We start from the raw sequence: 21,979 nt of genomic DNA, 5'->3' as shown, positions 1-21,979 counted from the left end.
GCTTCGGACCGTGAGACCCCCATGGCAGCGCCAGAGCACCAGCCAAAGTGGCCCGCTCAGTCCCCTGAGCGGAACGAGCGCGCCTGTGGCGAACAAACCAGAAAAGAAGAGCTTCGGACCGTGACCCCCCCATGGCAGCGCAAGAGCACCAGCCAAAGTGGCCCGCTCAGTCCCCTGAGCGGAACGAGCGAGCCTGTGGCGCACAAGCCAGAAAAGAAGAGGTTCGGACCGTGAGACCCCCATGGCAGCGCAAGAGCACCAGCCAAAGTGGCCCGCTCAGTCCCCTGAGCGGAACGAGCGCGCCTGTGGCGAACAAGCCAAAAAAGAAGAGCTTCGGACCGTGAGACCCCCATGGCAGCGCAAGAGCACCAGCCAAAGTGGCCCGCTCAGTCCCCTGAGCGGAACGAGCGAGCCTGTGGCGCACAAGCCAAAAAAGAAGAGCTTCGGACCGTGAGACCCCCATGCCAGCGCAAGAGCACCAGCCAAAGTGGCCCGCTCAGTCCCCTGAGCGGAACGAGCGAGCGTGTGGCGCACAAGCCAGAAAAGAAGAGCTTCGGACCGTGAGACCCCCATGGCAGCGCAAGAGCACCAGCCAAAGTGGCCCGCTCAGTCCCCTGAGCGGAACGAGCGAGCCTGCGGCGCACAAGCCAGAAAAGAAGAAGTTCGGACTGCAAGTGTCAGGGAGACATGCGCCGGCTTTGCCGCCAGCGTTCCGCTCAGAGGACTGAGCGGACCACGTTGAGAGCGAGCCTGCGGCTGCCACATGGACATCCCTTCAATGGCGCTCGGCTAAAGCCACGCATCATGGGGATTTCATCTCCCCTCGCATCGTGTCCTCATAAGCAGGACCTCCCTGGGCGAAAATCGTTTTCGATCCTGTCTGAGCCCTGAAGGGGCTGCGGAATACAGCCCAGGGTGTCGAGCCTGGGCGAAGCTCCCCCGGTTTCCATGAGCAATTCGGGAGGCAAGGCCAGCGCTCCCCCGCAGTCTGCCGGGTGCCAGCAGCGCCGCCCAAGCGCTCCGCCGCACCCTCCCCAGGGCCGCTGCGGCGCTTCCCGCAGCCCGGCCCTTCCTCTTTCATCAGCGCTTTCCCCCCGCTCAGCTCCGGCCTCTGCAGCCCTCACGCGCGAAGGAAGGAAAAAGAAAGCACCTCACGCCGCCGGCCGCAGCACAAACGCCTCCACCACCTGCCCCTTCGGGCCTTGGTACACCACCTTGCCCTCGATGTCCGCGCTCTCCATCAGCCGCACATTCACCGCGCGCCATTGCGGCGCCTTCGGATGACGATCACCAACACCAGGATGCGATTTCAGGACAAGTGGATCAGAAGAAGGTTTCATAGTGCTTGTCCTATCGCATGCCTTCATCAAACGCGCCACCCGAGCGCCACATCAGGAGATCCCCCATGTCTCCCTCCCACCCTCATCCAAATCTCCGATCCTCCGAAAAAAAGAACCGAGAACAGAGAACAGAGAACAGAGAACAGAGAACAGAGAACAGAGAACAAAGAACAAAGAACAAAGAACAAAGAACCGAGAACCGAGAACCGAGAACAGAGAACAGAGAACAGAGAACAAAAACCAAACCTCACTGCCCCAGCGGCGGCCCCGGCGGCATCTGTCCCAGCACATTCATCCAGTTAAACAAAGGATCCCCCTCCGCGGCGTCCTCTCCCGCCTGCTCCTCGATCCGCGTCACCATCCGGCGCGGGATCACCGCCGTCAGCGAATCCCCGCGGTACAAACACACCAGCGGACCATCAAGCGTGCAGCGGTCCGCCTCCTTCATGGACGCACCCCCCACGGTGAAATGAATCTTGTATCGATGCATAAACCTAACCTCCAATGCTTCTCAGATACGCCCCGCGGCAGGTCTCGGTCCACGCTCTTCCTCTTCCTGAAGTCCCCATCAGGTTCAGACCTGTAAATCTTTGTTCACAGCCGCTTCTTATCTTAAGAAGCCGTTCAGGCCAGCAGCTCCGCTCCTGGCCGCAGACTCGGCCGCCGCCATCCTCTCTTCCTGCCGCCCGCCTCGGTGGTGATGATCTTCACGTTCCTGGTGTTGAACCACAGGCCCGCCGTCCTTCATGCCCCCGGCATCTCACCGAGCGCGCATCTTCCTCAGGCATCCCCTGACACCCGGTACAGGGCGCCCTCGGGTTGTCACACATGCGGCTTCTCTTATCCATGTCTCCATCCATGCAAAACCCCGCGCCCCCTCCCGTGAAACCTGAGCCTCCGCAGCCGCCCCAGCCGCCCATCACACCCCCGCCGCTGGAGCCCGAGCAGCCCCCCGCCGTCGTGCACGACAAACATTTCTCCGAAGAGCACGCGCTGCAAACCTGCGCCGGCAAATAAAACAAACCTCCGCCCCCGGCACGCCTGAACTCATCAAACACCCCTTTAGCTTTTAACCATTAACCCTCAACCCCCACACCCCTATGACCAAGCTCAAATTCAACGGCACCTGGCACGAAATCAAAGGCAAGCTCAAGCAAAAGTACGCCCAGCTCACAGACGACGACCTGCTCTTCTCCGAAGGCAAGGACGAAGAACTCCTCGGCCGCCTCCACGCCAAACTCGGCGACACCAAAGAGAAGATCCGCGACACCATCGAGCGCCTCTAGTCCCTGTCGAAAACCTGCTGAACCAGCCCTGCGCCAGCAGCCCATGGAGCCCGCAGCAGGTGGCAAACACCCGCTAGAGCATTTTAAATTATTTCATAGCCTTGCGGAATTGCACAGGCTTTTCCAAGCCAAAGGCTGGCGCACATAGTGGTCCGCACAGTCCTCTGTGCGGTTCGAGCGTGCACGGCGGCCCAGATACCGCACAGAGGACTGTGCGGACCACTTTGCTGTCGCCTTCGCGATGCCCAGTAGACTGCAACGCATGCGGAGAGCACTGCACGCTCGAAAGCCCCCGCGCCCTTCAAAACGCCCCCGCCCACAGCAGCGATTCCGGGAAAGACACGCACATCTCCTCCTCCCTGCGGCTGCGCGCACGCTCGCGCACTGCAGGCTCGCGATACTTCAGCGTCTTCGCCACCTTGCCCAGCCTCACCGCCGCCGCTTTTTCTTCCTTCAGGTTCTTTTCCAGCAGCACCTCGATCTCGTGCTGCCCCACCCGGCAGGCCAGCGCCAGCGCCACGCAGCAGCGCTCGATCTCATAGTCCTGCAGATGCTGCGCCGCGGCCACCAGGCTCGCGTCCCACCCGGCGTCTCCTGCATCCGCCACCTTCAGGCTCTCGCCCTCGCGGATCATCTGCTCCATCCCGACGCAGCGCGCCGAGTGGATCGATTTCCCCAGCAGACTGGCCATTTCTTCCAGCCGCCGGATCTGCCCTTCCGTCTCCCGCAGCCGCGTCTGAAACACCGCGCGCAGCTTCGGATGCCGCGCTTCCTGGCTCATCTTCATCCATGCCTTCAGCAGTTGTTTCTCAGCGCTGTACAGGCTCCGCAGTTCCTGGTGAAAAAGGTCTTCAAGAGGGTTGGATTTCATGCGCCATCTTATCGCCGTGACACCGCCCGCCGGATGTACCCGGCCAGCCTGAATCCACCTCCAGCACCGCGCCTGATGCCCGGCTGCTGCCCGGGCGCCGATGTCCTCTATGCACCCCTCCTGCTGATCCATTCATCCACCCCCTATGAAGGCTCAAACAGAATTCATTCACTGGCTGCGCAGCGCCTATGCCATGGAAAAGGCGCGCGAGCTCGTCCTCGCCCGCCAGCGCGATGACGAAAAAGCCCCGCCCCTCTTCCGCCAGCAGGCGGCCCGCCACCTCCTCGACACCCAGCGCCATGCCGCCATCGTGGCCGCATGCCTGCACGATCTCGGCGCCAGCGCCTCCTCCCTTCGCAACACCCTGGCCCGCGGAGTGGCCCGCATGAAAAACGCCGCGCGCCACACCACCGGAGACCGCCACATCAGCGCCCTGCTCTCCGCCTGCGCCTCCGAGCACTTTGAGATCGCCTGCTTCTCCGCCCTGCGCACCTGCGCGCAGCGCCTGGGCCTCTCCCAGTTCGCGCTCACCTGCGGCGAGATCATCCGCGAGGAAAAGCGCATGGCCGCCTGGCTGGAGCAGCACCTGCCAAAAATCGTCAGCGCCTGCCTGGACCTGCGGGAGATGGAAAAATCTCCCGCCAAAAAGGCGCGCCAGTTCATCGACTTCATCCACCTCAGGCACCGCGACTATTGACCCCCTGGCCGCCAGGGCATGTAGCGCGGTATTCCGATACCGCGACGCCTGCAACTCGGAATCACATTCCCGAGTCACCCCCAGGCCGCCCACACGCACTGAGCAGCTTTCTGAAAGCGAGCTCCATGAGAGTCACCCCTCTTTCCCAAAGCCAGCTGCTTTGAGCTCAGGTGCTCGCATCCGCCAGGCAGCGCCGCACCTCCTCGTCCGTCGTCTGGGAAAAGTCCTCATAGTGCTCCCCCACGGAGCGGAAATTCCGTGGCATCAGCAGGCACACGCATTCGTCCGCCTCCCGGGCCATTTCCCCGCACGTCTCCTCGGAGCCCACCGGCACCGCCACCACGATCTTCCTCACCGCTGTGCGCTCGCGCAGCGCCCGCACCGCCGCGCGCATCGTGGCTCCGGTGGCCAGGCCGTCGTCCACCAGGATCACCACGCGGTCGTTCAGGTCAGGCGCCTCCCGCCCCCCGCGGTAGGCCTGCTCCCGCCGCTCGAGCTCCGCGCTTTCCCTCGTCGTCACCTCCTCCACCACACTGGCAGCCTCTGGTATCCGCCGCAGCACCTCCGGATTCAGCACCCGCAGCCCGCCCGAGGCCAGCGCCCCCATCGCCACTTCTTCAAAGCCCGGCACCCCCAGCTTCCGCACGATCATCACATCCAGCGGCGCCCCCAGCCTGCTCGCCACCTCAAACGCCACCGGCACCCCGCCGCGCGGCAGCCCCAGCACGATGAGCCCCGCGCTCCCCGCATGCTGCACCAGCCGCTCCGCCAGCCTCTGCCCCGCCTCCCTCCGGTTTTGAAAGATCGGTTTCATCGCGTTTGCGGCCGGAGGGTTTGGGGAAAAGCGGCCGCCGGTCACAGCGCGCTCGGGTACGTCTCCGGAAACTCCCCGCTGTCCCACTCCGAGCTGCTCTCCAGCGGCTGCAGCGCATGCGTCTCGTCGATGTGGATCATCACATCAAACTGCCCCGGCAGGCAGGCCTCAAAGTAGTGGCTCGTGCGCTCCGTCTCCGGCCGGTAGATCACGCCTATCGCGCGCTCCAGCCGCTCCTTTTCCAGCAGCTTCGTCGCCGCATTGTCCTCCCGCAGGTTCAGCCAGAAGCGCGGCAGGCCCGTGGCGTGAAACAGCGCCTCATAGCTGCCGCGCATGGCCGGGCGCACCCGTTTGCGCTCGGCCGGCTCCCCCCAGTCAGACGCCGCCGTCACACTGCCCGTGTACGTGCTGAAGCCCACCGCCAGGCTCCGCCCCTGAAAGCGCTCCCGCACCAGCTCCCCCACATTCAGCTCCCCGTGCCTGCCCATCTCCGTGGCCCGCGCATCCCCCAGGTGGGAGTTGTGCGCCCACACCACCATCTTTGCCTTCCCCAGGTGCTGGTGCAGCTCCTCCAATGTCTCAAACATATGTGTATCCCTTAGGTTCCACGACTCATCCCTCCCGTAAAACATCGCCCGGTAGTACCTCTCCGCATTCATCACCAGCCGCGCATTCTGCTCCGCGGAGAAAAAATCCTCCTTCTCATGCTGCCCCCCGTGCCGCAGCATCTCCTCCTGCCGCTGCCGCAGCTCCAGCAGTTGCATGATCACCTTTTCCTCGCACGGCTCCTTCCCATGCCGCGTCGTCGCCAGTCCGTACTCCTGCGGCTCCACGCTGAAGTGGTCAAAGCACGCATACCGCCCCCGCGCCCGCTTCGCCGCCGCCGGGTCCACCTCCTCCAGGTACTTCAGCACCGACTCGATGGACGTGTGCAGGCTGTACAAATCCATGCCGTAAAAGCCCGCCGTGCCGCGTCCGCCGCTCGCGTGCAGGTTCCACTGCCGCAGCCACTCCACAAACTCCTCCACCACCGTGTTCCGCCACATCCACGCCGGAAAACGGCGGAAGTCTCCCAGCGCCTCCGCCGCGGACTTGTCCGCCCCGCGCCCCGTCACATGGCGGTGCACGCGAAAGCTGTCCGGCCAGTCCCCCTCCACCGCCACTGCATGGAAGCCCTTCTCCACGATCAGCCGCCGCGTCAGCTCCGCGCGCACCGCGTAAAACTCCTCCGTTCCGTGCGTCGCCTCCCCCAGCAGCACCACCTCCGCCGCACCTGCCAGCTCCAGCAGCTCATCATAGTCCCTGCAGCTCGTGATCTCCCGCGCGGCCGCCCGGACCGCCGCCGCGTCTCGTTCTAACGCTGCAGTGCTCATTTCCCATTCACATCGCATCTCATCCGCCCCCAGCCGTCTCGATCCCCCCATTTAAAAAACCCGCTCCTCCGTCTCTCTCGCGGTGCGGGAGACAGGACTACTTTCCGCTGCCTTGCCTCCTCTTCTTCACCATCCCGTCCTCTTTTCCTCGCATCAGCTCTTCAAACGAAATCCGCGCCCCCTGCCGGATGTCCGCACGCAGGTGGTCCCGCATCTGGTTCAGCGCGTGATCATTCGCCTCCATCGTCTCAGACGCCACGCAGTCACGCGGCACCATCAGCTCGTAGTCGCGCATGTAGGCGTCATTCGCAGTGTATAAAACACACAGGTTTCCCGCAAAGCCGGCCAGGATCAGCCTCCGCGCGCCCAGATGCTCCAGCAGGATGTCCAGAGACGTGGAGTAAAAGCCTGAGTGCTTCGGCTTCAGCACAAAGTAGTCCTCGTCCTCCGGCACCAGCAGCCGCACCAGCGGCCCACCCACGGTGTCATTCTCCAGGCAGTGGCGCACATGCGCTTTGAAGTCGGAGCGCCAGCGGCCGAAGTTGTCATTCACATAGATCACCGGCACGCCCGCCTCCCGCGCGCGCGCCTTCAGCCGGGCGATGCGCCGCGCCGCCGGCAGCGCATGCCGCAGCAGCCGCGTGCTGCCCGGAAAATCCAGCGCGTTGATCACATCGATCAGCACCAGCGCCACCGGCGCGCTGTCCGGCGCGCTGCCGTGCAGATTCTTCCGGTGCGGCTTCACGGCCTTCTTGGAGCAGGAGCTAGGACTTCTTCGCCTTCCGCGTCGCGGCGGCCTTGCGTGCGGAAGCCGAGCGCTTCGCGGCAGGGCGCGCGGCCGCTGCCTTGCCGCCCTTCTTTCCACCTTTGCGCGCGGGGGCCTTGTTCTCCGCCTTGCCTCTTCCAGAACCGCTTTTTTTGCCGCCGCCGGAGCTCTTGTTCACCGTGGCCCAGGCGCGCTGCTCGGCCGTCTTCTTTGAGACACCGCGCTTCTCGTAGCCCTCCTCGATGTGCTCGGCTTTGCGCTTCTGCTTGTCGGTATAGCTGGATTTGTCTCCGCGTGGCATGGTTTGAATGTTGGTTGTTGAGGTTCAGATCGTTTCAAACCACGCCACGGACGTACGCATCCTCCTCCCGCGCTGCGCTCTCCTCAGGGAATGCACTGAACTTCCTCTCAGGCCGGGCCGTGGCACGCTGATAAAAACGACCGCCGTCTTCCCGCCGCCCGAACGCTGGTCATGAAACCCATCCTACTCCCCATTTTGCAGCCCGCCGTGGTGGTGGTCCTCCTGGCCATGGGCACCCTGATGGCGCAGTCCAAAAAGGACGCCGCCAAGAAGGGCGCGCATCCCCTGCCAGACGCCGCCGAAGAGGCCCAGACACCCCGCGTGGTGGAATCCACCCGCCCTGAGCAGACCAAGACCTCCCACGATGCCGACCCCGACAAGTTCAAGCCCGACAAGGCCCCGCTCGTCAATGCCGCCGTCAAAGACCAGCCCAAGGGAGGCGCCATCACCGGCTTTGACTTCTACCGCGATCCGCTCAATGCCGACAAGCCCATGCAGACCCTCGGGGAGATCATGACCGCGGACAAGCATGACAAAGCCGCCATCATGGACGCGCAGAAAAAGCTCCTCGAGTCCCGCTACAACCTCCAGCCCAAGGCCCACCCCACGGAAAAAATGAGCCGTGGCAAACCCGTGCCCATGGGTCCCACCGCCAGACTCAAGGACGGCAAAACCTGGGCGGATCTGGACACCATGAAGCCCGAGGACATCAAACAAAACGATGCCTTCCCCTACCCTGCTCTGCCTCATCCCAAGCAGGTGGCCGGCGGCATGGTGTTTCCCGCGATGCAGATCGAGATGTTCCCGCGCCTCCAGCGCTACGATGTGGACTTCGACCTCCCGGACGCCTTCCTGCCCGAGTTCCCGCCCGCCATCTTCCTGCAGAGCCGCCCTGAGCTGGGAGACGTCTCCCGCGGCGAGGTCATCTCCATCAACAACTACTACAAGCTCTTCAAAGACATCCTCACCCCCGTGCAGCTCGATGGCCTCCGCCTGCTGCTGACGCCCATGCCGCAGGAGGAGTTCAACGCCACCGACGACCGCAAGTCCGAGCAGCCCAGCCTCGGCGTCACCTGCTTTGACTGCCATGTGAACGGCCACACCACCGGCCAGTTCCATCTCAATCCCGACGACCGCCCGCAGCAGCGCCGCATGCGCCTGGACACCGTGAGCCTGCGCGGCGTCTTCAATCAGCAGATCCACGGCTCCAAGCGCAGCCTGCGCTCCGTGGAGGACTTCACCGAGTTCGAGCAGCGCACCGCCTATTTCAATGGCGACGAGATCCACGCCTTCAAAAAAGGCGCCATGATCCTGGACCGCGTGCAGGTCAGCCACATGGCGCAGATGCAGAACATGTTTGATTTTCCGCCCGCGCCGAAGCTCGACCCAGTCACCGGCCGCCTGGACAAGTCCAAGGCCTCCGAGTCCGAGCTCCGCGGCGAGCAGCTCTTCTTTGGCAAAGCCCAGTGCGCGAACTGCCACCCCGCGCCCTTCTATCTCGACCAGCTCTATCACGACCTGAAGACCGAGCGCTTCATCAATGAAGCCCCGCTCGGCCCCATCAAGAGCTTCACCCTGCGCGGCATCAAGGAAAGCCCGCCTTATCTCCACGACGGCCGCTGCCTCACGCTGGAAGACACCGTCGAGTTCTTCAATCTCGTGCTCCAGACCCACCTCACCGAAGACGAAAAGAAGGACCTCGCCGACTTCCTGAGGACCCTGTAAGAGCCCCCATCTTTCCCACCCCAAAACCAGAGCCCGGCGCCCCCAAAAGGCCCGGGCTTTTTTTTGCCCCTTTGGAGCGCGGACTTCAGTCCGCAGCACTCCGCCACACCCCAGTCTCTTATCCCTCCCCAGCCTTGACGCCCCGCCAAGCCCAAAATGAACGAACCAGCAACCCGCGCCGAAGCCCTCAAATCGCCACCATCATTTCCATTACCAGTTCATACCACGATCCATCAATCAGGACAACCACCGCCACACAAAAACGCCCGGCGGATGAAAGCGCCCAAGGAGCGCGGGCCCTCCGAGCCCGCAGCAGGTCGTCCACGCAAAGCAGGTGTTCCTTCATGCAACACGTCGCAAGCACGCTGACTCGTGGAGTGGCGCGCCTCCCCCAAGAAGCGAATGGCAGAAGCGGAGCGTCAACTTGTTTGCGGAGCGCTGCGGGCTCGGAGGCCCGCGCTCCTTCGGCGCTGGGCACGCTGACTCGTGGAGTGGCGCGCCTCCCCAAAAAGCGAATGGCAGAAGCGGAGCGTCAACTTGTTTGCGGAGTGCTGCGGGCTCGGAGGCCCGCGCTCCTTCGGCGCTGGGCACGCTGACTCGTGGAGTGGCGCGCCTCCCCAAAAAGCGAACGGCAGAAGCGGAGCGTCACTTGCTTGCGGAGCGCTGCGGGCTCGGAGGCCCGCGCTCCTTCGGCGCTCGCTTGCCACCGCGCACGCCCTCACTTCTCCTTGTCCTTTTGTTTCTCCTTCTCCTTCCCCTTCGCCTTCTTCCCCTCATCCTCCTTCTCCGGCGCGGGTGTGCGCACAATCCTCAGCGTCGTCGCGTGAGGCTCCGCCAGCATGTCCGCGCCTGGCCACAGGCGCAGCGCGCCGCGGAAGGCGTCCTGGTTCGTCCCCGCCACGCAGCCATCCGGAATCGGGTCCAGGTGCTTTGTGTTGCCGCCGCCGAGCTGGAAGTGATCCGGCCAGAAAATGTCCTTCAGCAGAAACACCGCGCGGTTCACCGCCTTCTGCCAGCGGCGCTTCCCATACGAGTTCAGCGCCTTCTTGCTCAGCCGGTCCATGAAGAGCTCCGACTTCGACAGCGGCATGATGCCGATCTCCAGCGGCACCACCACATCATCCGCGATCAGCGTCGCGCCCACGCTCGTGCCGAGGCCGAGAAACAGCAGGCGGCCGCTGTCGTAGTTCGCCAGCGCCTGCATCGCCGCGTCATTGATGATGCGCACCGGCTTCCCAAAGGCCTTTTCAAAATCATGGTTCATCCACCCGCCGGAGAGGTTCAGCGGATCCCGCGCGATCTTCCCGTGCTTCACCAGCCCCGGGAAGCCCAGCGACACCGCCTCATAGTCCCAGTCCGCCGTGTGCTCCTGCACGCCCTGCACCATTTTCGCCGCGGTGAGCCCGCGCCCGGAGGGAAAGCGCCGGAAGCCCTCATGCCCGCTGGCCATGAGTTTCACATTCGTTCCGCCGACATCGATCATCAGTACTTTCATGCTTGAATGGGATGAGGGGTTAGCAGGCATTCGATGAGCTCCGCCACGCCGTCACCATGGCCTGCCTCGGTGACGTGGTTCACTTTCGCGCGCACGGCCGGCAGCGCATTCGCCACCGCCACGGACCAGCCGCAGATGTCCAGAAACGCGTGGTCGTTTTCCGCATCGCCCACGCCCGCCACCTGCGAAAGCTCCAGGCCCAGCACGCCCAGCGCCGCGCGCAGTCCAGTGGCTTTGTTCACCCCGCTGGGCAGCACCATCACCGCGCCTTTGTTAAAAATCACCTGCAGGTCCAGCCCCAGCTCCTTGATCGCCGCCAGCACCTCCGCCTCATGCGGCTCCCAGGTGGCCACGATGACCTTTCCCACCTCCACCGGCATGCCTTTTCCGATCAGCCTTGTGATGAATTCCGGCGGCGGCAGCGCGGCCAGCGCCTCCGTCCTGCCCGTGGCCGGCTCATGCAGCACCGCGCCGTTTTCCAGCACCACCAGGTCAAAGAGCCCGAGCTGCGGAAACGTGGCCTTCAGGCTGTTCAGCTCGCGCCCTGTCACCATGATCAGCCGCCAGTCCGCGCGCTTCAGGCGCAGCACGCTCTGCAGCGCCGGCTCGCTCACCTTGCCATCATGCGCCAGCGTGCCGTCAAAATCCGTGGCAAGGGCCCTCAGGCCTCCCGGTGGCAGGCATGGGGTGGCGTTTTTCGTGGCTGCGATCTCGTTGTTTTCCACAGATGCCATTAAATCGTGCCCGCCACGAAGCTGGCCGTGTCTTTCCTCGGCGCCGCGCCTAGTTCGCCGCTGCCTACGAGTGCCTGAAGCAGGGCCTGCGCATGAATGAAACGCCTGAGTATGAGGAGTAGAATTTGGCGTCTTGGAATGCTTCCGCTGTACAAAATGCCATAATAGATGACGAAGGGCAGCGCCGAAACTTCAACCGTTTCAACTATTTCAACGCCTGGATATACGCGAACAGTCCGCCAGGTGGGAAGTCACATCCCTCCGGCATGTCGGCAGGGCCTATGGCGGTTTGCAAAATTCATTTCCGGGAGGCCTGCTGTTTCTTGCCCCGCAGTCTTGGAACTTCGACGGTGGATGGGCACGCCCCGCCCCGCTTTGCCTCGCGCTGGACATGCGCACGCTCAGCGCACGGCAGGGGAGGCTGGTCCTCCAGCCTTCGCCGAACGTCTCCATGCGTGCTTTTCGGAAATCAATTTTGCAAACGCCTATACCGATGAACACCGGCAAAAAGCCTGGCTGTCACAGAAGACTCCGTCCCCTGGCTGGCCGCTTCATGCGTAAGCCCTGTGCCTGAAGCCGCGCCGCGCCATTCCGTCTTGCTGGCGTCTGGCTTTCCGCTAGGCTTCTCCTGCCAGCCTCCCCCATGTCGCGACAACGTGTCATCGCCTTCCTGAAGTCCTTTGGCATCGCCATGCTCATTGTGCTCGGTGCCACTGGCGTCAGAGCCTTGCTCGAGCCCTGGCTGGAGGGCCGCCTGCCCTTCCTCACCCTCTTTGTCGGCATCGCCGTGGCCGCCCGCTTCTGCCGCTGGCCCGCCGTCTCCGTGGCCGCCTTGATCGGCTTCGTCCTCACCGCGTATCTCTTTGTCACCCCGCGCTACACCGGCCTGTCCATGTACACCTGGACCATCGGCTTCACCGGCTTTGTCATCCTCACCTCCGGCATCGTCGCCCTCGGCGAAATGCTCCACCGCTCGCGCGAGCGCGTGGCCCTGGAGCTGGCCGAACGTGAAAAGCGCGAGCGCTCCCTCATCGAGCAGACCCGCCAGCTCCGCGAGGCCCAGCAGCTCTCTCATATTGGAAGCTGGTATTGGGACGCGCGGACGGACGCCTCCACCGGCTCCGAGGAGCTCTACCGCATCTATGGCCTGGACCCCGCCTCGGATCCCCTGCCCACCTTCACCGGCCAGCGCGGCACCTTCTACCCTGTGGAGGCCTGGGAGCGCCTGAACCGCGCCGTGCAGCAGACTTTGCAGACCGGCATCGGCTACAACATGGAGCTCGAAGCCCTCCGCGACGGCAAAAGCATCTGGGTCACCGCGCGCGGTGAGCGCGTGCAGGATCCCGACGGCACCATCACCGGCCTGCGCGGCACCGTGCAGGACATCACCGAGCGCAAGGCCGCCGAGGACGCCCTGCACCGCTCCACCCAGCGCATCGAGATCGTCAAAGACATCGCCGAAGTCGGCTTCTGGTTCTGCGATCTCCCCTTCGGCACGCTGGAGTGGGACAGCATGGTCAAAGAACACTTCTGGCTCCCGCCAGACGCCCAGGTGAGCATCGAGCTGTTCTATGAACTTCTGCATCCGGACGACCGCGAGCGCACGCGCCGCAGGATCGAGCACGCCATCTCCACCCGGGAGCGTTTTGAGATGGACTACCGCACCGTCTCGCCCGAAGACGGCCGCATCAAGTGGATCCGCGCCATCGGCTGCGCCTTCTATGCCGCGGACGGCACACCGCTCCGTTTTGACGGCGCCACCTTTGACATCACCGAAAACCGCCGTGTGGAATCCGTTCTGCGCGAAAGCGAAATCGCCGCCCGTGCCGCCTCCGCCGCAAAGGACGCCTTCATCGCCCAGCTCTCGCATGAGCTGCGCACGCCCCTCACCCCGGTGCTCATGACCGCCGGCGCGCTGCAGGAGGACCCCGCCCTCTCGGACGATGTGCGCCAGCAGCTCCGCATGGTGGAGCGCAATGTCGCGCTCGAGGCCCGCCTCATTGATGACCTCCTCGACATCACGCGCATCACCCATGGCAAGCTTTCCCTGCGCTCCGAGCCCTGCAACGCGCACACCCTGCTGCGCAACGTGGTGGAGATCGTGCAGGACGAGGCCGAGGAGCGCGGCGTGCGGATCACCCTGGATCTGCGCGCCACCCGACCGCAGCTCCCCGGAGACTCCACACGCCTGCAGCAGGTCTTCTGGAACATCCTGCGCAATGCCGTGAAGTTCTCCCCGCGCGGCACCGCCGTTCACATCCGCTCCACGGATCTTCCTTCGCCGCAGGGTTCCTCCGACTCCCTCGTCATCGAGATCGAGGACCAGGGCATGGGTTTTGATGACACCGTGAAAGAGCGCATGTTTGAGCCCTTCGAGCAGGGCCCCACCGGGCGCGACTCACGCTATCCCGGCCTCGGGCTGGGCCTCGCCATCACCCGCGCCATCGTCACCCTCCACCACGGCACCGTGGAGGCCCACAGCGAAGGGCCCGGAAAAGGCGCGCTCTTCACCGTCACACTCCCCGGCGCCGTGCCGGAATCTCCCGGCATGGAGGCAGACGCCCCCGGCGGCGGTCCCGCGCGGCATGATCTGGAGTCCCCCCTGCGCCTCCTGCTGGTGGAAGACCATGAGCAGAGCCTCCAGGTGCTCTCCCGCCTGCTCGTGCGCGCCGGGCATTCCGTCGTCGGCGTCGGCACCAAGGCAGACGCCCTCGCCCGCGCCAGCGAGACCGACTTTGACGGCGTCGTCTCAGACCTCGGCCTGCCAGACGGCACCGGCCACGAACTCATGAAGCTCCTGCGCGATCAGCGCGGGCTGAAAGGCATCGCCCTCAGCGGCTACGGCACCGATGTGGACCAGCAAAACTCACGCGACGCCGGCTTCGTGGCCCACCTGGTGAAACCCATCCGTTTTGCCGAGCTCAACCGCGCGCTGCACACGCTCGGGCATACCGCACGGCGGACCATGAGTTGAAGCAGCCATGATGCTTCCATGGGGCAGCCACGCATGCCTCTTATCTCCTCACAGCATCCGCACTGCCGCGGCCCAAAGCCGCGAAAGCCTTCACTCCTCATCGCCTGCACTTGCTCAGGCCAGTACAAAACACTGCTGCAAAGACTGCTTCATCGCTTCCTCTTATACCACAATTCATTGAAAACGGGTCTGTCTCTGTCTCTCAGGCGGGCAAGGCTCTCTGCTATTGTGCGAGACTCAACAAACAAGATCACAGGCATCGGACTACCTCTTCTGCATCCGCGTTTCCAAAGCGCCTATGTGATCATGCATCTCCTTCAGGAAGACATATTTCGGATTTATGGCTGCAAAACGGGCCTCCATCTGCCGCATGACCTCCAGTGACTTCGGGCTTCCGATGACGCTTAGAGTTCGAAAAGCGGCCAAAAGGGTGTGATACTCCCGATCGTCCCGCTGCAAAAATCGCAGCACCAGAGCTTCATGTTCCGGACTGGGGTAGTGGCGCAGCATGTGGATGGCCGGGCCGATAAAATAATCCGCGCTTGGAAATTCAATCACTCGTTCCAGCTCATCGGTGACGAGCTTCTGCTCCTCATCCGTCAAGTCCGCCCGCAGCGGCAGCCCCGGAGACATGGATGCCGCCACCTGGCCTGGATTCCGACGATCCCGTACGAGCGAGCGCTTGAAATCATCCATCAGGTCCTGCTTGATATCCGGGCGTGTGGCAAGCTCTCTCTCCACCTCCATGTAACGCTTGACGTTGGCATAGGGCGCATCCGTCCCATATTCTTCAAGCAGGGCCCGGACTTCCGGTCGCATGGGCGGTGGGAGCTCCGGAACCGTCTGGGCATCAACACCACTGACGGCCAGGCCAGCCAGGGCGGCCAGCCGGGCATGCTGCTGAATGAAGCGACGTAATTTCATAGGTGCTGGTTTCGGTGGGATCGCATGTAGATGACCGTTTCATGATCCGCCCGCAACCCAAAGCATGCCTCCCTGTCGATTCGTCCTTCGTCACCGCAGGTGCCTCACAGCAGATGTGCCGCGGACGCCACAGGCGGGTGAAGAGAAGAACGACCACGCCCAATCAAAGGGTTTTGTCCGACATAAACTCAGGCTTCATCACTCCCTAAACCACACGGAGCACGCAGGCGGCCGCCATGCTCCCGCAAAACCACAAGCGCACCGCCTCCCACGCGTGCGATACATGAGCAGCCCATGAGAACTTTTTGCCAGGATGTCCTCAGCAACTGCCGGAGAAAGGCGGCATGATCATGCCCCATGTCTTTGCGCGAGTACCAGAAAAAGCGGGACTTCAAAAAAACCGCCGAGCCCCGTGGCAAAAAGGAGAGGCGCGGCGGCGCGCTCCGCTTCGTCATTCAGAAGCACGCCGCCTCCCACCTGCACTATGACTTCCGCCTGGAGCTCGACGGCACGCTGAAATCCTGGGCCGTGCCCAAGGGCGTCCCTTATGCCAAAGGAGAGAAGCGCCTGGCCGTGGAGGTGGAGGACCACCCGCTCTCCTACATCCATTTTGAAGGCCCCATTCCCCAGGGCCAGTACGGCGGCGGCACCGTCATGGTCTGGGACACCGGGACCTACGAGCCCGCCTCGAAGACTCCGCTGAAGGAGCTGCAGGGCGGCAAGCTCCACTTCACGCTCCACGGCAAAAAGCTCAAAGGCGAATGGTACCTCGTGCGCCTGCACGGTAAGGAAGGCAAACCACAGTGGCTTCTCATCCGCGGCGGAGAGGACCTGAAGCCCGTGAGCAAGCGCATGGACGACACCTCCGCCATCTCCGGCCGCCACATGAAGGACCTGGCCGATGCCGAGCCCTGGATCAGCAACCGCAGCCAGGGCAAGGGCAAGGACAAACTCCCTCCCGCCCACCACCATCACGAGGAGGAGGAAGAGGAAGAGGAAGAGGAGAGCAGCAAGAAAAGCAGCCGCGCCAAGAAGTCAGCGAAGGGCAAAGCGAAAACCAAGAGCAAGAGCAATGCAGCCTCCGCAGCCGCTGACCCAGCCTCAGAAGATCCACCGCCCGCCTCCCGCGCCGCCATGTCCTGGTTTGTCGAGCCCATGAAGGCCAAGGCGCTCAGTTCTCCACCCACCGATGACAACTGGGTTTACGAAGTGAAGTTCGACGGCTTCCGCGCCCTCGCCATCAACCACGGCCGCCACCCCGCCCTCGTCTCCCGCACGGAAAAGGACATGACGCAAAAATTTCCCGAGATCACCGACGCCCTGCGCGAGCTCTCGCTGCCGGACTGCGTCCTCGACGGCGAGATCGTGGCGCTTGATGACAAAGGACTCTCCTCCTTCCAGCGCCTGCAGGCCTACGACCTCGGCCAGGAGCGCCCGCCGCTGTGCTACTACGTCTTTGATTTGCTGCGCCTGAAAAAACGCGACCTCACCGGCGAGCCCCTGCTCAAGCGCAAGGAAGCCCTGCGCGCCCTCCTCAAAGGCTCGGACGTCATCCGCTACTCCGACTCCCTCGAAGGAGATGTGAATGAACTGCTCAAGCAGGCGAAGAAGCTCGGCCTGGAAGGCCTCATCGGCAAACGCCCCGAATCCACCTATGAAGTCGGCCGCCGCAGCGGCCAGTGGGTGAAGCTGAAGCTGAACCGCGAGCAGGAGGTGGTCATCGGCGGGTACACCGACCCCACCGGCAGCCGCAAGCACATCGGCGCCCTCATCATCGGCGTGCATGCGGATGGCAAACTGCAGTGCGCCGGGAAGGTGGGCACCGGCTTTGACACCGAGATGCTGCGGACCCTTCACCGCCAGTTTCAGCCCCTGGTGCAGGAGAAGTGCCCCTTTGCCAACCTACCAGCAGATACCAGCGGGCGCTGGGGCCAGGGCATCACCAGATCCGAGATGAAGAAATGCACCTGGCTCAAGCCCAGGCTCGTCTGCCAGGTGAAGTTCACCGAGTGGACGCAGGACGGCCGCCTGCGCCACCCCGTCTTCCTCGGCCTGCGCCAGGACAAGCGCGCCGGCGAGGTCACCCGCGAACGCATCCAGGAGTCATGAGCAGCCAGAAAACCCAGCTTGATGTGAATGGTATGCCGGTCCCGGTGAGCAATCTGGACAAGGTCATGTATCCCGACGTCGGCTTCACCAAGAGCGATGTCATCCACTACTACATCAGCATCGCGGAGCAGCTCCTGCCGCACCTGCAGGCCCGCGCGCTGACGCTGAAGCGCTACCCGGATGGCGTGAAGGGTTTCTTCTTCTATGAAAAGGAGTGCCCCGAGCACCGCCCGAAATGGGTCAAGACCACGAAGGTGGCGAAGTCGGAGGGCATGATCAATTACTGCATCATCAACGACCTGCCCTCCCTCGTCTGGGCCGCGAACCTGGCAAATCTGGAGTTTCACACCTTCCTCCACCGCAAGACCGCGCCGAAGCGCCCCGCCGCGCTCGCCTTTGATCTCGATCCCGGCGCGCCCGCGGACATCCTCACCTGCTGCAAGGTGGGCCTGCTGCTGAAGGACTGCTTTGACTCCCTCGGCCTGCAGTCCTTCCCCAAAACCTCCGGCTCCAAAGGCCTGCAGGTTTATGTGCCGCTGAACACGCCCGTGACTTACGACCGCACCAAGGAATTCGCCCGCACCATCGCGCAGACCTTGGAAAGCCAGTGCCCCGACCTCGTGGTCTCGAACATGCTCAAAAAGCTCCGCAAGGGAAAGGTCCTCGTGGACTGGAGCCAGAACGACGACCATAAGACCACCGTCTGCGCCTACTCCCTCCGCGCCAAGGATCACCCCACCGTCTCCACTCCTGTCACCTGGGACGAAGTCGCCGCCGCCGTGAAGCGCAAAAAGAAGCTCAGCTTTGAAGCGAAGGAAGTCCTCCAGCGCGTCAAAAAACACGGCGACCTCTTCGCCCCCGTGCTCACGCTGAAGCAAAAGCTTCCGGCGATTCGCTAGGTGGCTGGAGTTCCCCACGGCTGTTCGCGCCGCTTCCTGCGAATACATCCATAGGCCTCCGCCTTTTCTTCGTTCCTATGAAACACGAATCTCCATGGAAGCTCGCATCCGTCCCCTCTTTTCCCGCGCTCGATCAGGATGCCAGCACTGAAGCCCTCGTCATCGGCGGCGGCATCTCGGGTGTCACCGCCGCCTACTTGCTCGCCCAGGCCGGCTGCTCGGTGATCCTGGTGGAAAAGGACAGGCTCGGCAGCGGCCAGACCTTCTGCACCACCGCCCACATCAGCTATCCGACCGACGAGCGCCTGCGCGACCTCGTGAAAACCTTTGGCCGCGAGCATGCCGAGGCCGTGTGGGATGCCTGCAAGGCCTCCTCCGATCAAATCCGCCGCAACGTCTGCGCCGAATCCATCGACTGCGACTTCAGCCATGTGCCCGCGTATCTCTACGCCGCGGAGGGTGCCGAAAAAGACGAGACTCCCGCCCTGCATGAGGACGCCTCCCTCGCCTCGTGGATGGGTTTTGACGCGCGCTTCATTTCGCAGTGCCCCGTCACTCATCAGCCCGCGGTGCTCTTTTCCAACCTGCTGAAATTCCACCCGCTCAAGTACCTGCTCGCCCTGGCGGAGGCGGCGCAAAAAAAGGGCGCGCAGATTCATGAAAACTGCGAGGCCTGGGAGTTCGACCCTGAAAAGCGCACCGTGCGCTGCAACGGCCACACCATTTCCTACCAGCACGTCTTCATCGCCACGCATGTGCCGCTGCAGGGCACCGCCGGCATGCTCAGCTCCACCCTGCTGCAGACCAAGCTCGCCGGATACACCACCTACGCCATGGAGGCAGAGCTGCCGGACACCGTCGTGCCCGAGGCCCTCTGGTGGGACACCGCAGATCCGTACTTTTACTTCCGCACTGACAAAGTGGGAGACACCCTGCGCATCATCGCCGGCGGCGAGGACAACAAAACCGGCCAGGAGGAGGACACAGATGCACGCTACACCGCGCTGATGCAGCGTGTTCAGAAGTGGTTCCCCAGCGCCCGTTTTCTCCGCCGCTGGTCCGGCCAGGTCATCGAAACCGTGGATGGCCTGCCCTACATCGGCGAATACGCCGGGCAGTTTGTGGCCACCGGCTTCTCCGGCACCGGCATGACCTTCGGCACCCTCTCCGGCATGATGTTTGCCGAGCACGTGCAGGGCATCGCCAGCCCCTGGAAGAGTCTTTTCCACGTGGAGCGCAAGGAGCTCTCCAGCACCTGGGACTACCTGAAGGAGAACAAAGACTACCCCTACTACCTCACCAAAAGCCTCTTCATGGGCAGCAGCCGCAAGCCCGAAGAACTCGGCGAAGGCCATGGCGCCATCCTCCGCATGAACGGCAAAAAAGTCGCCGCCGCCAGGGACAAGCAGGGCGGGCTCACGCTCCTCAGCGCCATCTGCCCGCACATGGGCTGCGTCGTCGGCTGGAACCACGCCGACCAGCTCTGGGAGTGCCCCTGCCACGGCTCCACCTTCACTCCCGAAGGCAAAGTCCTCACCGGCCCCGCCGAGACCCCGCTGGAACCCGTCGACCCCGACGATCTCTCCCCCGACTGGCCGCCTCCCGCCTTGGGCATGTAACCAAGCTCACGGGTCCCGTCACTTCTTTCTCATCCCAAAGGCCGTACACGCAACTGCCGCAGGGTGTAGAAGTCTGCATCAGACGCGGGCATGCGTCTGGCACCGCCTTTGCGCTTCGGGCCGAAGGATTCTCGCTGCGTCTGAAAGACGTCTTCGACGAAAGCTTTGCTGCCAAGCACCACACCATCGGTGAAGTAGCGCACGCGCAGACGCACGAGCTCTGCAGGACTGAGCTTGCCCTTGGCGGCCAGCACGGCTCGTGCGGATTCGACGGTGATGCCGCGACGCACCACGGCTTCGTTTTGCGCATCACGCACTTCGCGCCCTTCATCATGCAGCAGACAGCGGTAGGCTTCCGCAGCGCCGGCGCTCTTCCATCCATCCACCGGTTTGCCCAGAGCTTTGCACACACCGCGCTGCGCCCTGCGGCTGCCGCTCAGCGCCTCGGCGTAGCCGCTCCAGCGATAGTCCTTCGGGTCTTTGACCAGGCCGGCACGCACCGGGTTGAGATCGATGTACGCCGCCATGGTGCGCAGCGGCTCCCCTTTGCCTTCGACCAGCACGCTTTTGAAACGGTCCATCCACAGCGTGCCCCGGCGCTCATGGCGCTTGTTGTACCAGCGGCTGAAACGCTCTTTGATTTCTTTGACGAAGAGCGACAGATCGCAGAAACGCTTCTTGATGTTTTCGATGCGCTGCGCTGCCAAAGCATGCATCCCGCGGGCGCGAAGATCGGCAAGTTCATCGCGCAGCAGGCCCAGATACGCACGGCTGTAGAGGGTTTGGAGATGATCGAAAAGCTTCGCCTCACCATCTTTCCCCTCGAAACGCTCCAGCCACGTCTGCCGGTGCGGCACCTCCGCGAGAAGATGAAAATGATTCCGCATGATGCAGTAAGTCACCACCTTGATGCCAGAAAACTCCGCCATCCGCCAGATGACGCGCCGCAGCGCCTCCTTCTCCACCTCATCGAAATGCACCTCCCCGCCGGAGGTGCGCGACATCACATGATAACAATACGACTCCAGCGGCCCCTTCCCAAGAATGCGATGCCTGCCCCCAGACCAAGAACGCGCGCCAGGAAAGAGCCCGGTTTTGGCATTCACCCCGACGAGCTGTTCTTCAATCGCCAAGCGCTGGGAATGAGAGGATTGAGCATGCTTCATAACCGCCAAGATGGCGAAAAAGGCTGAGCGTGCAATCACATAATGCCTGGCATTATGTTAAAGCGCAGCGGACACCAGTCAGGTACCCGTAGAGTGCTGGCCTCCTACGCCACATCACACCGTGCCACCGCTAGCGCGACAGTACGGTGTGTGTGTGAATGGGAATAACGAGCGTGGGAATGGGAAAAGAAGAACGAAAAAGCCTCACGCTTCCGCCAGCGCCGCCGCTTCGTCATTGATCGTCGAGGTGGCCAGGTCGGTCAGCTTGATGTCGGTTTCCTTTTCTTCCTCCAGGGTCTGGCTCAGCGTGTCCGCCGCATCGTCATAGCCCAGCTTCACCGCCAGCGCGCGGGCCGTGCCGTAGCCGGCGATTTCATAGTGCTCCACACGCTGCGCGGCGCCGATGAGCCCGGCATCCCGCACCGCGTCCTCCGCATCTTCGCTGATGAGCTCGCTGCCTTCGGTGATCAGGCCTTCCATCGCCTTGCAGCGGTGCCCCGTCAGCTTGAAGTCGCCCGCCTTCGCGATGTTCTCCAGCCGCGTGACGTGGTTGCGCGTTTGTTTCAGGTGTTCTTCAAAGCCGTTGCGCAGTTCGTCGTTGGACGCGGCCTTGGCCATTTTCGGCAGAGCCTTCACCAGTTGCGTTTCAGCACTGTAGAGGTCCTTGAGTTCTTGAACGAAAAGATCGTGGAGGGTGTTGAGTTTCATAAGGGGGATGGGGTTTGGGGGTCACTCATGTTTCGAGCCCCGCGCTGGACGCGGCCTTCGGGCAAATCCTGACTCCAGCCTCATCCTGCCGGGCCCGGGAAGCGCGGGCCCGGGAGCTCCAGCAAGTGGCTGATTTCGAACCCTCTGCGGCTCCCACCCGGCCCTGACCCGGCAATAA

At 63.3% G+C, this 21,979-nt stretch carries 21 protein-coding genes; 8 read left to right on the top strand and 13 right to left on the bottom strand.

Annotated features, from left to right (window positions below):
- Nucleotides 1-1,151: 1,151 nt before the first annotated feature.
- Entirely contained in the window at nt 1,152-1,340 is a 189-nt protein-coding gene (locus tag ACILSQ_RS23550) for a hypothetical protein (protein ID WP_395746122.1), read from the bottom strand.
- Between the two features lie 247 nt (nt 1,341-1,587).
- Nucleotides 1,588-1,830, bottom strand: a complete 243-nt coding sequence (locus tag ACILSQ_RS23545; RefSeq protein WP_395746121.1) for a hypothetical protein — start codon at nt 1,828-1,830, stop codon at nt 1,588-1,590.
- A gap of 392 nt (nt 1,831-2,222) precedes the next feature.
- On the opposite strand from ACILSQ_RS23545, the gene ACILSQ_RS23540 reads away from it, so the two are divergent.
- Both ACILSQ_RS23540 and ACILSQ_RS23535 read left to right on the top strand, forming a co-directional pair.
- A complete protein-coding gene (locus ACILSQ_RS23540) occupies nt 2,223-2,357 on the top strand; it encodes a hypothetical protein (RefSeq protein ID WP_395746120.1) in 135 nt (44 codons plus the stop codon).
- A gap of 83 nt (nt 2,358-2,440) precedes the next feature.
- Complete coding sequence (locus tag ACILSQ_RS23535) at nt 2,441-2,626, top strand: CsbD family protein (protein WP_395746119.1); 186 nt, start codon at nt 2,441-2,443, stop codon at nt 2,624-2,626.
- Between the two features lie 301 nt (nt 2,627-2,927).
- On the opposite strand, the gene ACILSQ_RS23530 is transcribed toward ACILSQ_RS23535, so the two are convergent.
- On the bottom strand, nt 2,928-3,497 hold the full coding sequence (locus tag ACILSQ_RS23530) for a ferritin-like domain-containing protein (protein ID WP_395746118.1): 570 nt from the start codon (nt 3,495-3,497) through the stop codon (nt 2,928-2,930).
- Nucleotides 3,498-3,642: 145 nt separating this feature from the next.
- On the opposite strand from ACILSQ_RS23530, the gene ACILSQ_RS23525 reads away from it, so the two are divergent.
- Nucleotides 3,643-4,194 carry a ferritin-like domain-containing protein gene (locus ACILSQ_RS23525; RefSeq protein ID WP_395746117.1) on the top strand — a complete coding sequence of 184 codons (552 nt, stop codon included), beginning with the start codon at nt 3,643-3,645 and terminating at the stop codon, nt 4,192-4,194.
- A gap of 166 nt (nt 4,195-4,360) precedes the next feature.
- Here ACILSQ_RS23525 and ACILSQ_RS23520 read toward each other — a convergent pair whose 3' ends face one another.
- From ACILSQ_RS23520 to ACILSQ_RS23505, 4 genes are all read right to left on the bottom strand, one after another.
- Complete coding sequence (locus tag ACILSQ_RS23520) at nt 4,361-5,008, bottom strand: phosphoribosyltransferase (protein WP_395746116.1); 648 nt, start codon at nt 5,006-5,008, stop codon at nt 4,361-4,363.
- 41 nt (nt 5,009-5,049) lie between these two features.
- A complete protein-coding gene (locus ACILSQ_RS23515; RefSeq protein WP_395746115.1) occupies nt 5,050-6,381 on the bottom strand; it encodes an erythromycin esterase family protein in 1,332 nt (443 codons plus the stop codon).
- Nucleotides 6,382-6,478: 97 nt separating this feature from the next.
- Complete coding sequence (locus ACILSQ_RS23510; protein ID WP_395746114.1) at nt 6,479-7,126, bottom strand: cysteine hydrolase family protein; 648 nt, start codon at nt 7,124-7,126, stop codon at nt 6,479-6,481.
- 19 nt (nt 7,127-7,145) lie between these two features.
- On the bottom strand, nt 7,146-7,448 hold the full coding sequence (locus ACILSQ_RS23505) for a plasmid stabilization protein (protein WP_395746113.1): 303 nt from the start codon (nt 7,446-7,448) through the stop codon (nt 7,146-7,148).
- Nucleotides 7,449-7,619: 171 nt separating this feature from the next.
- Between ACILSQ_RS23505 and ACILSQ_RS23500 the strand changes: the two genes are divergently transcribed.
- Nucleotides 7,620-9,173 (top strand): cytochrome B6, encoded by a 1,554-nt coding sequence (locus ACILSQ_RS23500; protein WP_395746112.1) that lies wholly within the window; start codon nt 7,620-7,622, stop codon nt 9,171-9,173.
- Between the two features lie 187 nt (nt 9,174-9,360).
- Here ACILSQ_RS23500 and ACILSQ_RS23495 read toward each other — a convergent pair whose 3' ends face one another.
- The 3 genes from ACILSQ_RS23495 to ACILSQ_RS23485 form a co-directional block, all read right to left on the bottom strand.
- Entirely contained in the window at nt 9,361-9,519 is a 159-nt protein-coding gene (locus ACILSQ_RS23495) for a hypothetical protein (RefSeq protein ID WP_395746111.1), read from the bottom strand.
- Nucleotides 9,520-9,891: 372 nt separating this feature from the next.
- Complete coding sequence (locus tag ACILSQ_RS23490) at nt 9,892-10,668, bottom strand: ROK family protein (protein ID WP_395746110.1); 777 nt, start codon at nt 10,666-10,668, stop codon at nt 9,892-9,894.
- The gene (locus ACILSQ_RS23485) at nt 10,665-11,402 is read right to left on the bottom strand and encodes an HAD family hydrolase (protein WP_395746109.1); all 738 of its coding nucleotides are present in this window, start codon (nt 11,400-11,402) and stop codon (nt 10,665-10,667) included. The genes ACILSQ_RS23490 and ACILSQ_RS23485 overlap by 4 nt, the downstream gene beginning before the upstream one ends.
- A 643-nt stretch (nt 11,403-12,045) precedes the next feature.
- Here ACILSQ_RS23485 and ACILSQ_RS23480 point away from each other — a divergent pair.
- On the top strand, nt 12,046-14,376 hold the full coding sequence (locus ACILSQ_RS23480) for an ATP-binding protein (RefSeq protein WP_395746108.1): 2,331 nt from the start codon (nt 12,046-12,048) through the stop codon (nt 14,374-14,376).
- A gap of 264 nt (nt 14,377-14,640) precedes the next feature.
- Here the strand turns inward: ACILSQ_RS23480 and ACILSQ_RS23475 are convergent, their stop codons facing one another.
- Nucleotides 14,641-15,300, bottom strand: coding sequence for a hypothetical protein (locus ACILSQ_RS23475; RefSeq protein ID WP_395746107.1), 660 nt, complete (start codon nt 15,298-15,300; stop codon nt 14,641-14,643).
- A gap of 357 nt (nt 15,301-15,657) precedes the next feature.
- On the opposite strand from ACILSQ_RS23475, the gene ligD (ACILSQ_RS23470) reads away from it, so the two are divergent.
- The 3 genes from ligD (ACILSQ_RS23470) to ACILSQ_RS23460 all read left to right on the top strand — a co-directional run bounded on the left by ligD (ACILSQ_RS23470) (nt 15,658) and on the right by ACILSQ_RS23460 (nt 19,927).
- The gene (ligD, locus tag ACILSQ_RS23470) at nt 15,658-17,409 is read left to right on the top strand and encodes a non-homologous end-joining DNA ligase (protein WP_395746106.1); all 1,752 of its coding nucleotides are present in this window, start codon (nt 15,658-15,660) and stop codon (nt 17,407-17,409) included.
- Entirely contained in the window at nt 17,406-18,308 is a 903-nt protein-coding gene (ligD, locus tag ACILSQ_RS23465; protein ID WP_395746105.1) for a non-homologous end-joining DNA ligase, read from the top strand. Before ligD (ACILSQ_RS23470) ends, ligD (ACILSQ_RS23465) begins: the two co-directional genes overlap by 4 nt.
- 77 nt (nt 18,309-18,385) lie before the next feature.
- Entirely contained in the window at nt 18,386-19,927 is a 1,542-nt protein-coding gene (locus ACILSQ_RS23460; protein WP_395746104.1) for an FAD-dependent oxidoreductase, read from the top strand.
- A 29-nt stretch (nt 19,928-19,956) separates the two neighbouring features.
- On the opposite strand, the gene ACILSQ_RS23455 is transcribed toward ACILSQ_RS23460, so the two are convergent.
- Both ACILSQ_RS23455 and ACILSQ_RS23450 read right to left on the bottom strand, forming a co-directional pair.
- Nucleotides 19,957-21,093 (bottom strand): transposase, encoded by a 1,137-nt coding sequence (locus ACILSQ_RS23455; RefSeq protein ID WP_395746103.1) that lies wholly within the window; start codon nt 21,091-21,093, stop codon nt 19,957-19,959.
- Nucleotides 21,094-21,297: 204 nt separating this feature from the next.
- On the bottom strand, nt 21,298-21,801 hold the full coding sequence (locus tag ACILSQ_RS23450; RefSeq protein WP_395746102.1) for a ferritin-like domain-containing protein: 504 nt from the start codon (nt 21,799-21,801) through the stop codon (nt 21,298-21,300).
- Nucleotides 21,802-21,979: the final 178 nt, after the last annotated feature.

Source organism: Prosthecobacter sp., from assembly GCF_044227185.1.
In the GTDB taxonomy this organism is placed as follows: Bacteria; Verrucomicrobiota; Verrucomicrobiia; order Verrucomicrobiales; family Verrucomicrobiaceae; genus Prosthecobacter.
Note: the sequence above shows the minus strand (reverse complement) of the source record. Positions and strands in the feature narration are given on the sequence as shown.

Bases quoted from the DNA above. Each gene is read 5' to 3' on its own strand.
- ACILSQ_RS23550 (WP_395746122.1), bottom strand. From the start codon at position 1,340: ATGAAACCTTCTTCTGATCCACTTGTCCTGAAATCGCATCCTGGTGTT.
- ACILSQ_RS23545 (WP_395746121.1), bottom strand. From the start codon at position 1,830: ATGCATCGATACAAGATTCATTTCACCGTGGGGGGTGCGTCCATGAAG.
- ACILSQ_RS23535 (WP_395746119.1), top strand. From the start codon at position 2,441: ATGACCAAGCTCAAATTCAACGGCACCTGGCACGAAATCAAAGGCAAG.
- ACILSQ_RS23530 (WP_395746118.1), bottom strand. From the start codon at position 3,497: ATGAAATCCAACCCTCTTGAAGACCTTTTTCACCAGGAACTGCGGAGC.
- ACILSQ_RS23525 (WP_395746117.1), top strand. From the start codon at position 3,643: ATGAAGGCTCAAACAGAATTCATTCACTGGCTGCGCAGCGCCTATGCC.
- ACILSQ_RS23520 (WP_395746116.1), bottom strand. From the start codon at position 5,008: ATGAAACCGATCTTTCAAAACCGGAGGGAGGCGGGGCAGAGGCTGGCG.
- ACILSQ_RS23515 (WP_395746115.1), bottom strand. From the start codon at position 6,381: ATGAGCACTGCAGCGTTAGAACGAGACGCGGCGGCGGTCCGGGCGGCC.
- ACILSQ_RS23505 (WP_395746113.1), bottom strand. From the start codon at position 7,448: ATGCCACGCGGAGACAAATCCAGCTATACCGACAAGCAGAAGCGCAAA.
- ACILSQ_RS23500 (WP_395746112.1), top strand. From the start codon at position 7,620: ATGAAACCCATCCTACTCCCCATTTTGCAGCCCGCCGTGGTGGTGGTC.
- ACILSQ_RS23495 (WP_395746111.1), bottom strand. From the start codon at position 9,519: ATGAAGGAACACCTGCTTTGCGTGGACGACCTGCTGCGGGCTCGGAGG.
- ACILSQ_RS23490 (WP_395746110.1), bottom strand. From the start codon at position 10,668: ATGAAAGTACTGATGATCGATGTCGGCGGAACGAATGTGAAACTCATG.
- ACILSQ_RS23485 (WP_395746109.1), bottom strand. From the start codon at position 11,402: ATGGCATCTGTGGAAAACAACGAGATCGCAGCCACGAAAAACGCCACC.
- ACILSQ_RS23480 (WP_395746108.1), top strand. From the start codon at position 12,046: ATGTCGCGACAACGTGTCATCGCCTTCCTGAAGTCCTTTGGCATCGCC.
- ACILSQ_RS23475 (WP_395746107.1), bottom strand. From the start codon at position 15,300: ATGAAATTACGTCGCTTCATTCAGCAGCATGCCCGGCTGGCCGCCCTG.
- ligD (WP_395746106.1), top strand. From the start codon at position 15,658: ATGTCTTTGCGCGAGTACCAGAAAAAGCGGGACTTCAAAAAAACCGCC.
- ligD (WP_395746105.1), top strand. From the start codon at position 17,406: ATGAGCAGCCAGAAAACCCAGCTTGATGTGAATGGTATGCCGGTCCCG.
- ACILSQ_RS23460 (WP_395746104.1), top strand. From the start codon at position 18,386: ATGAAACACGAATCTCCATGGAAGCTCGCATCCGTCCCCTCTTTTCCC.
- ACILSQ_RS23455 (WP_395746103.1), bottom strand. From the start codon at position 21,093: ATGAAGCATGCTCAATCCTCTCATTCCCAGCGCTTGGCGATTGAAGAA.
- ACILSQ_RS23450 (WP_395746102.1), bottom strand. From the start codon at position 21,801: ATGAAACTCAACACCCTCCACGATCTTTTCGTTCAAGAACTCAAGGAC.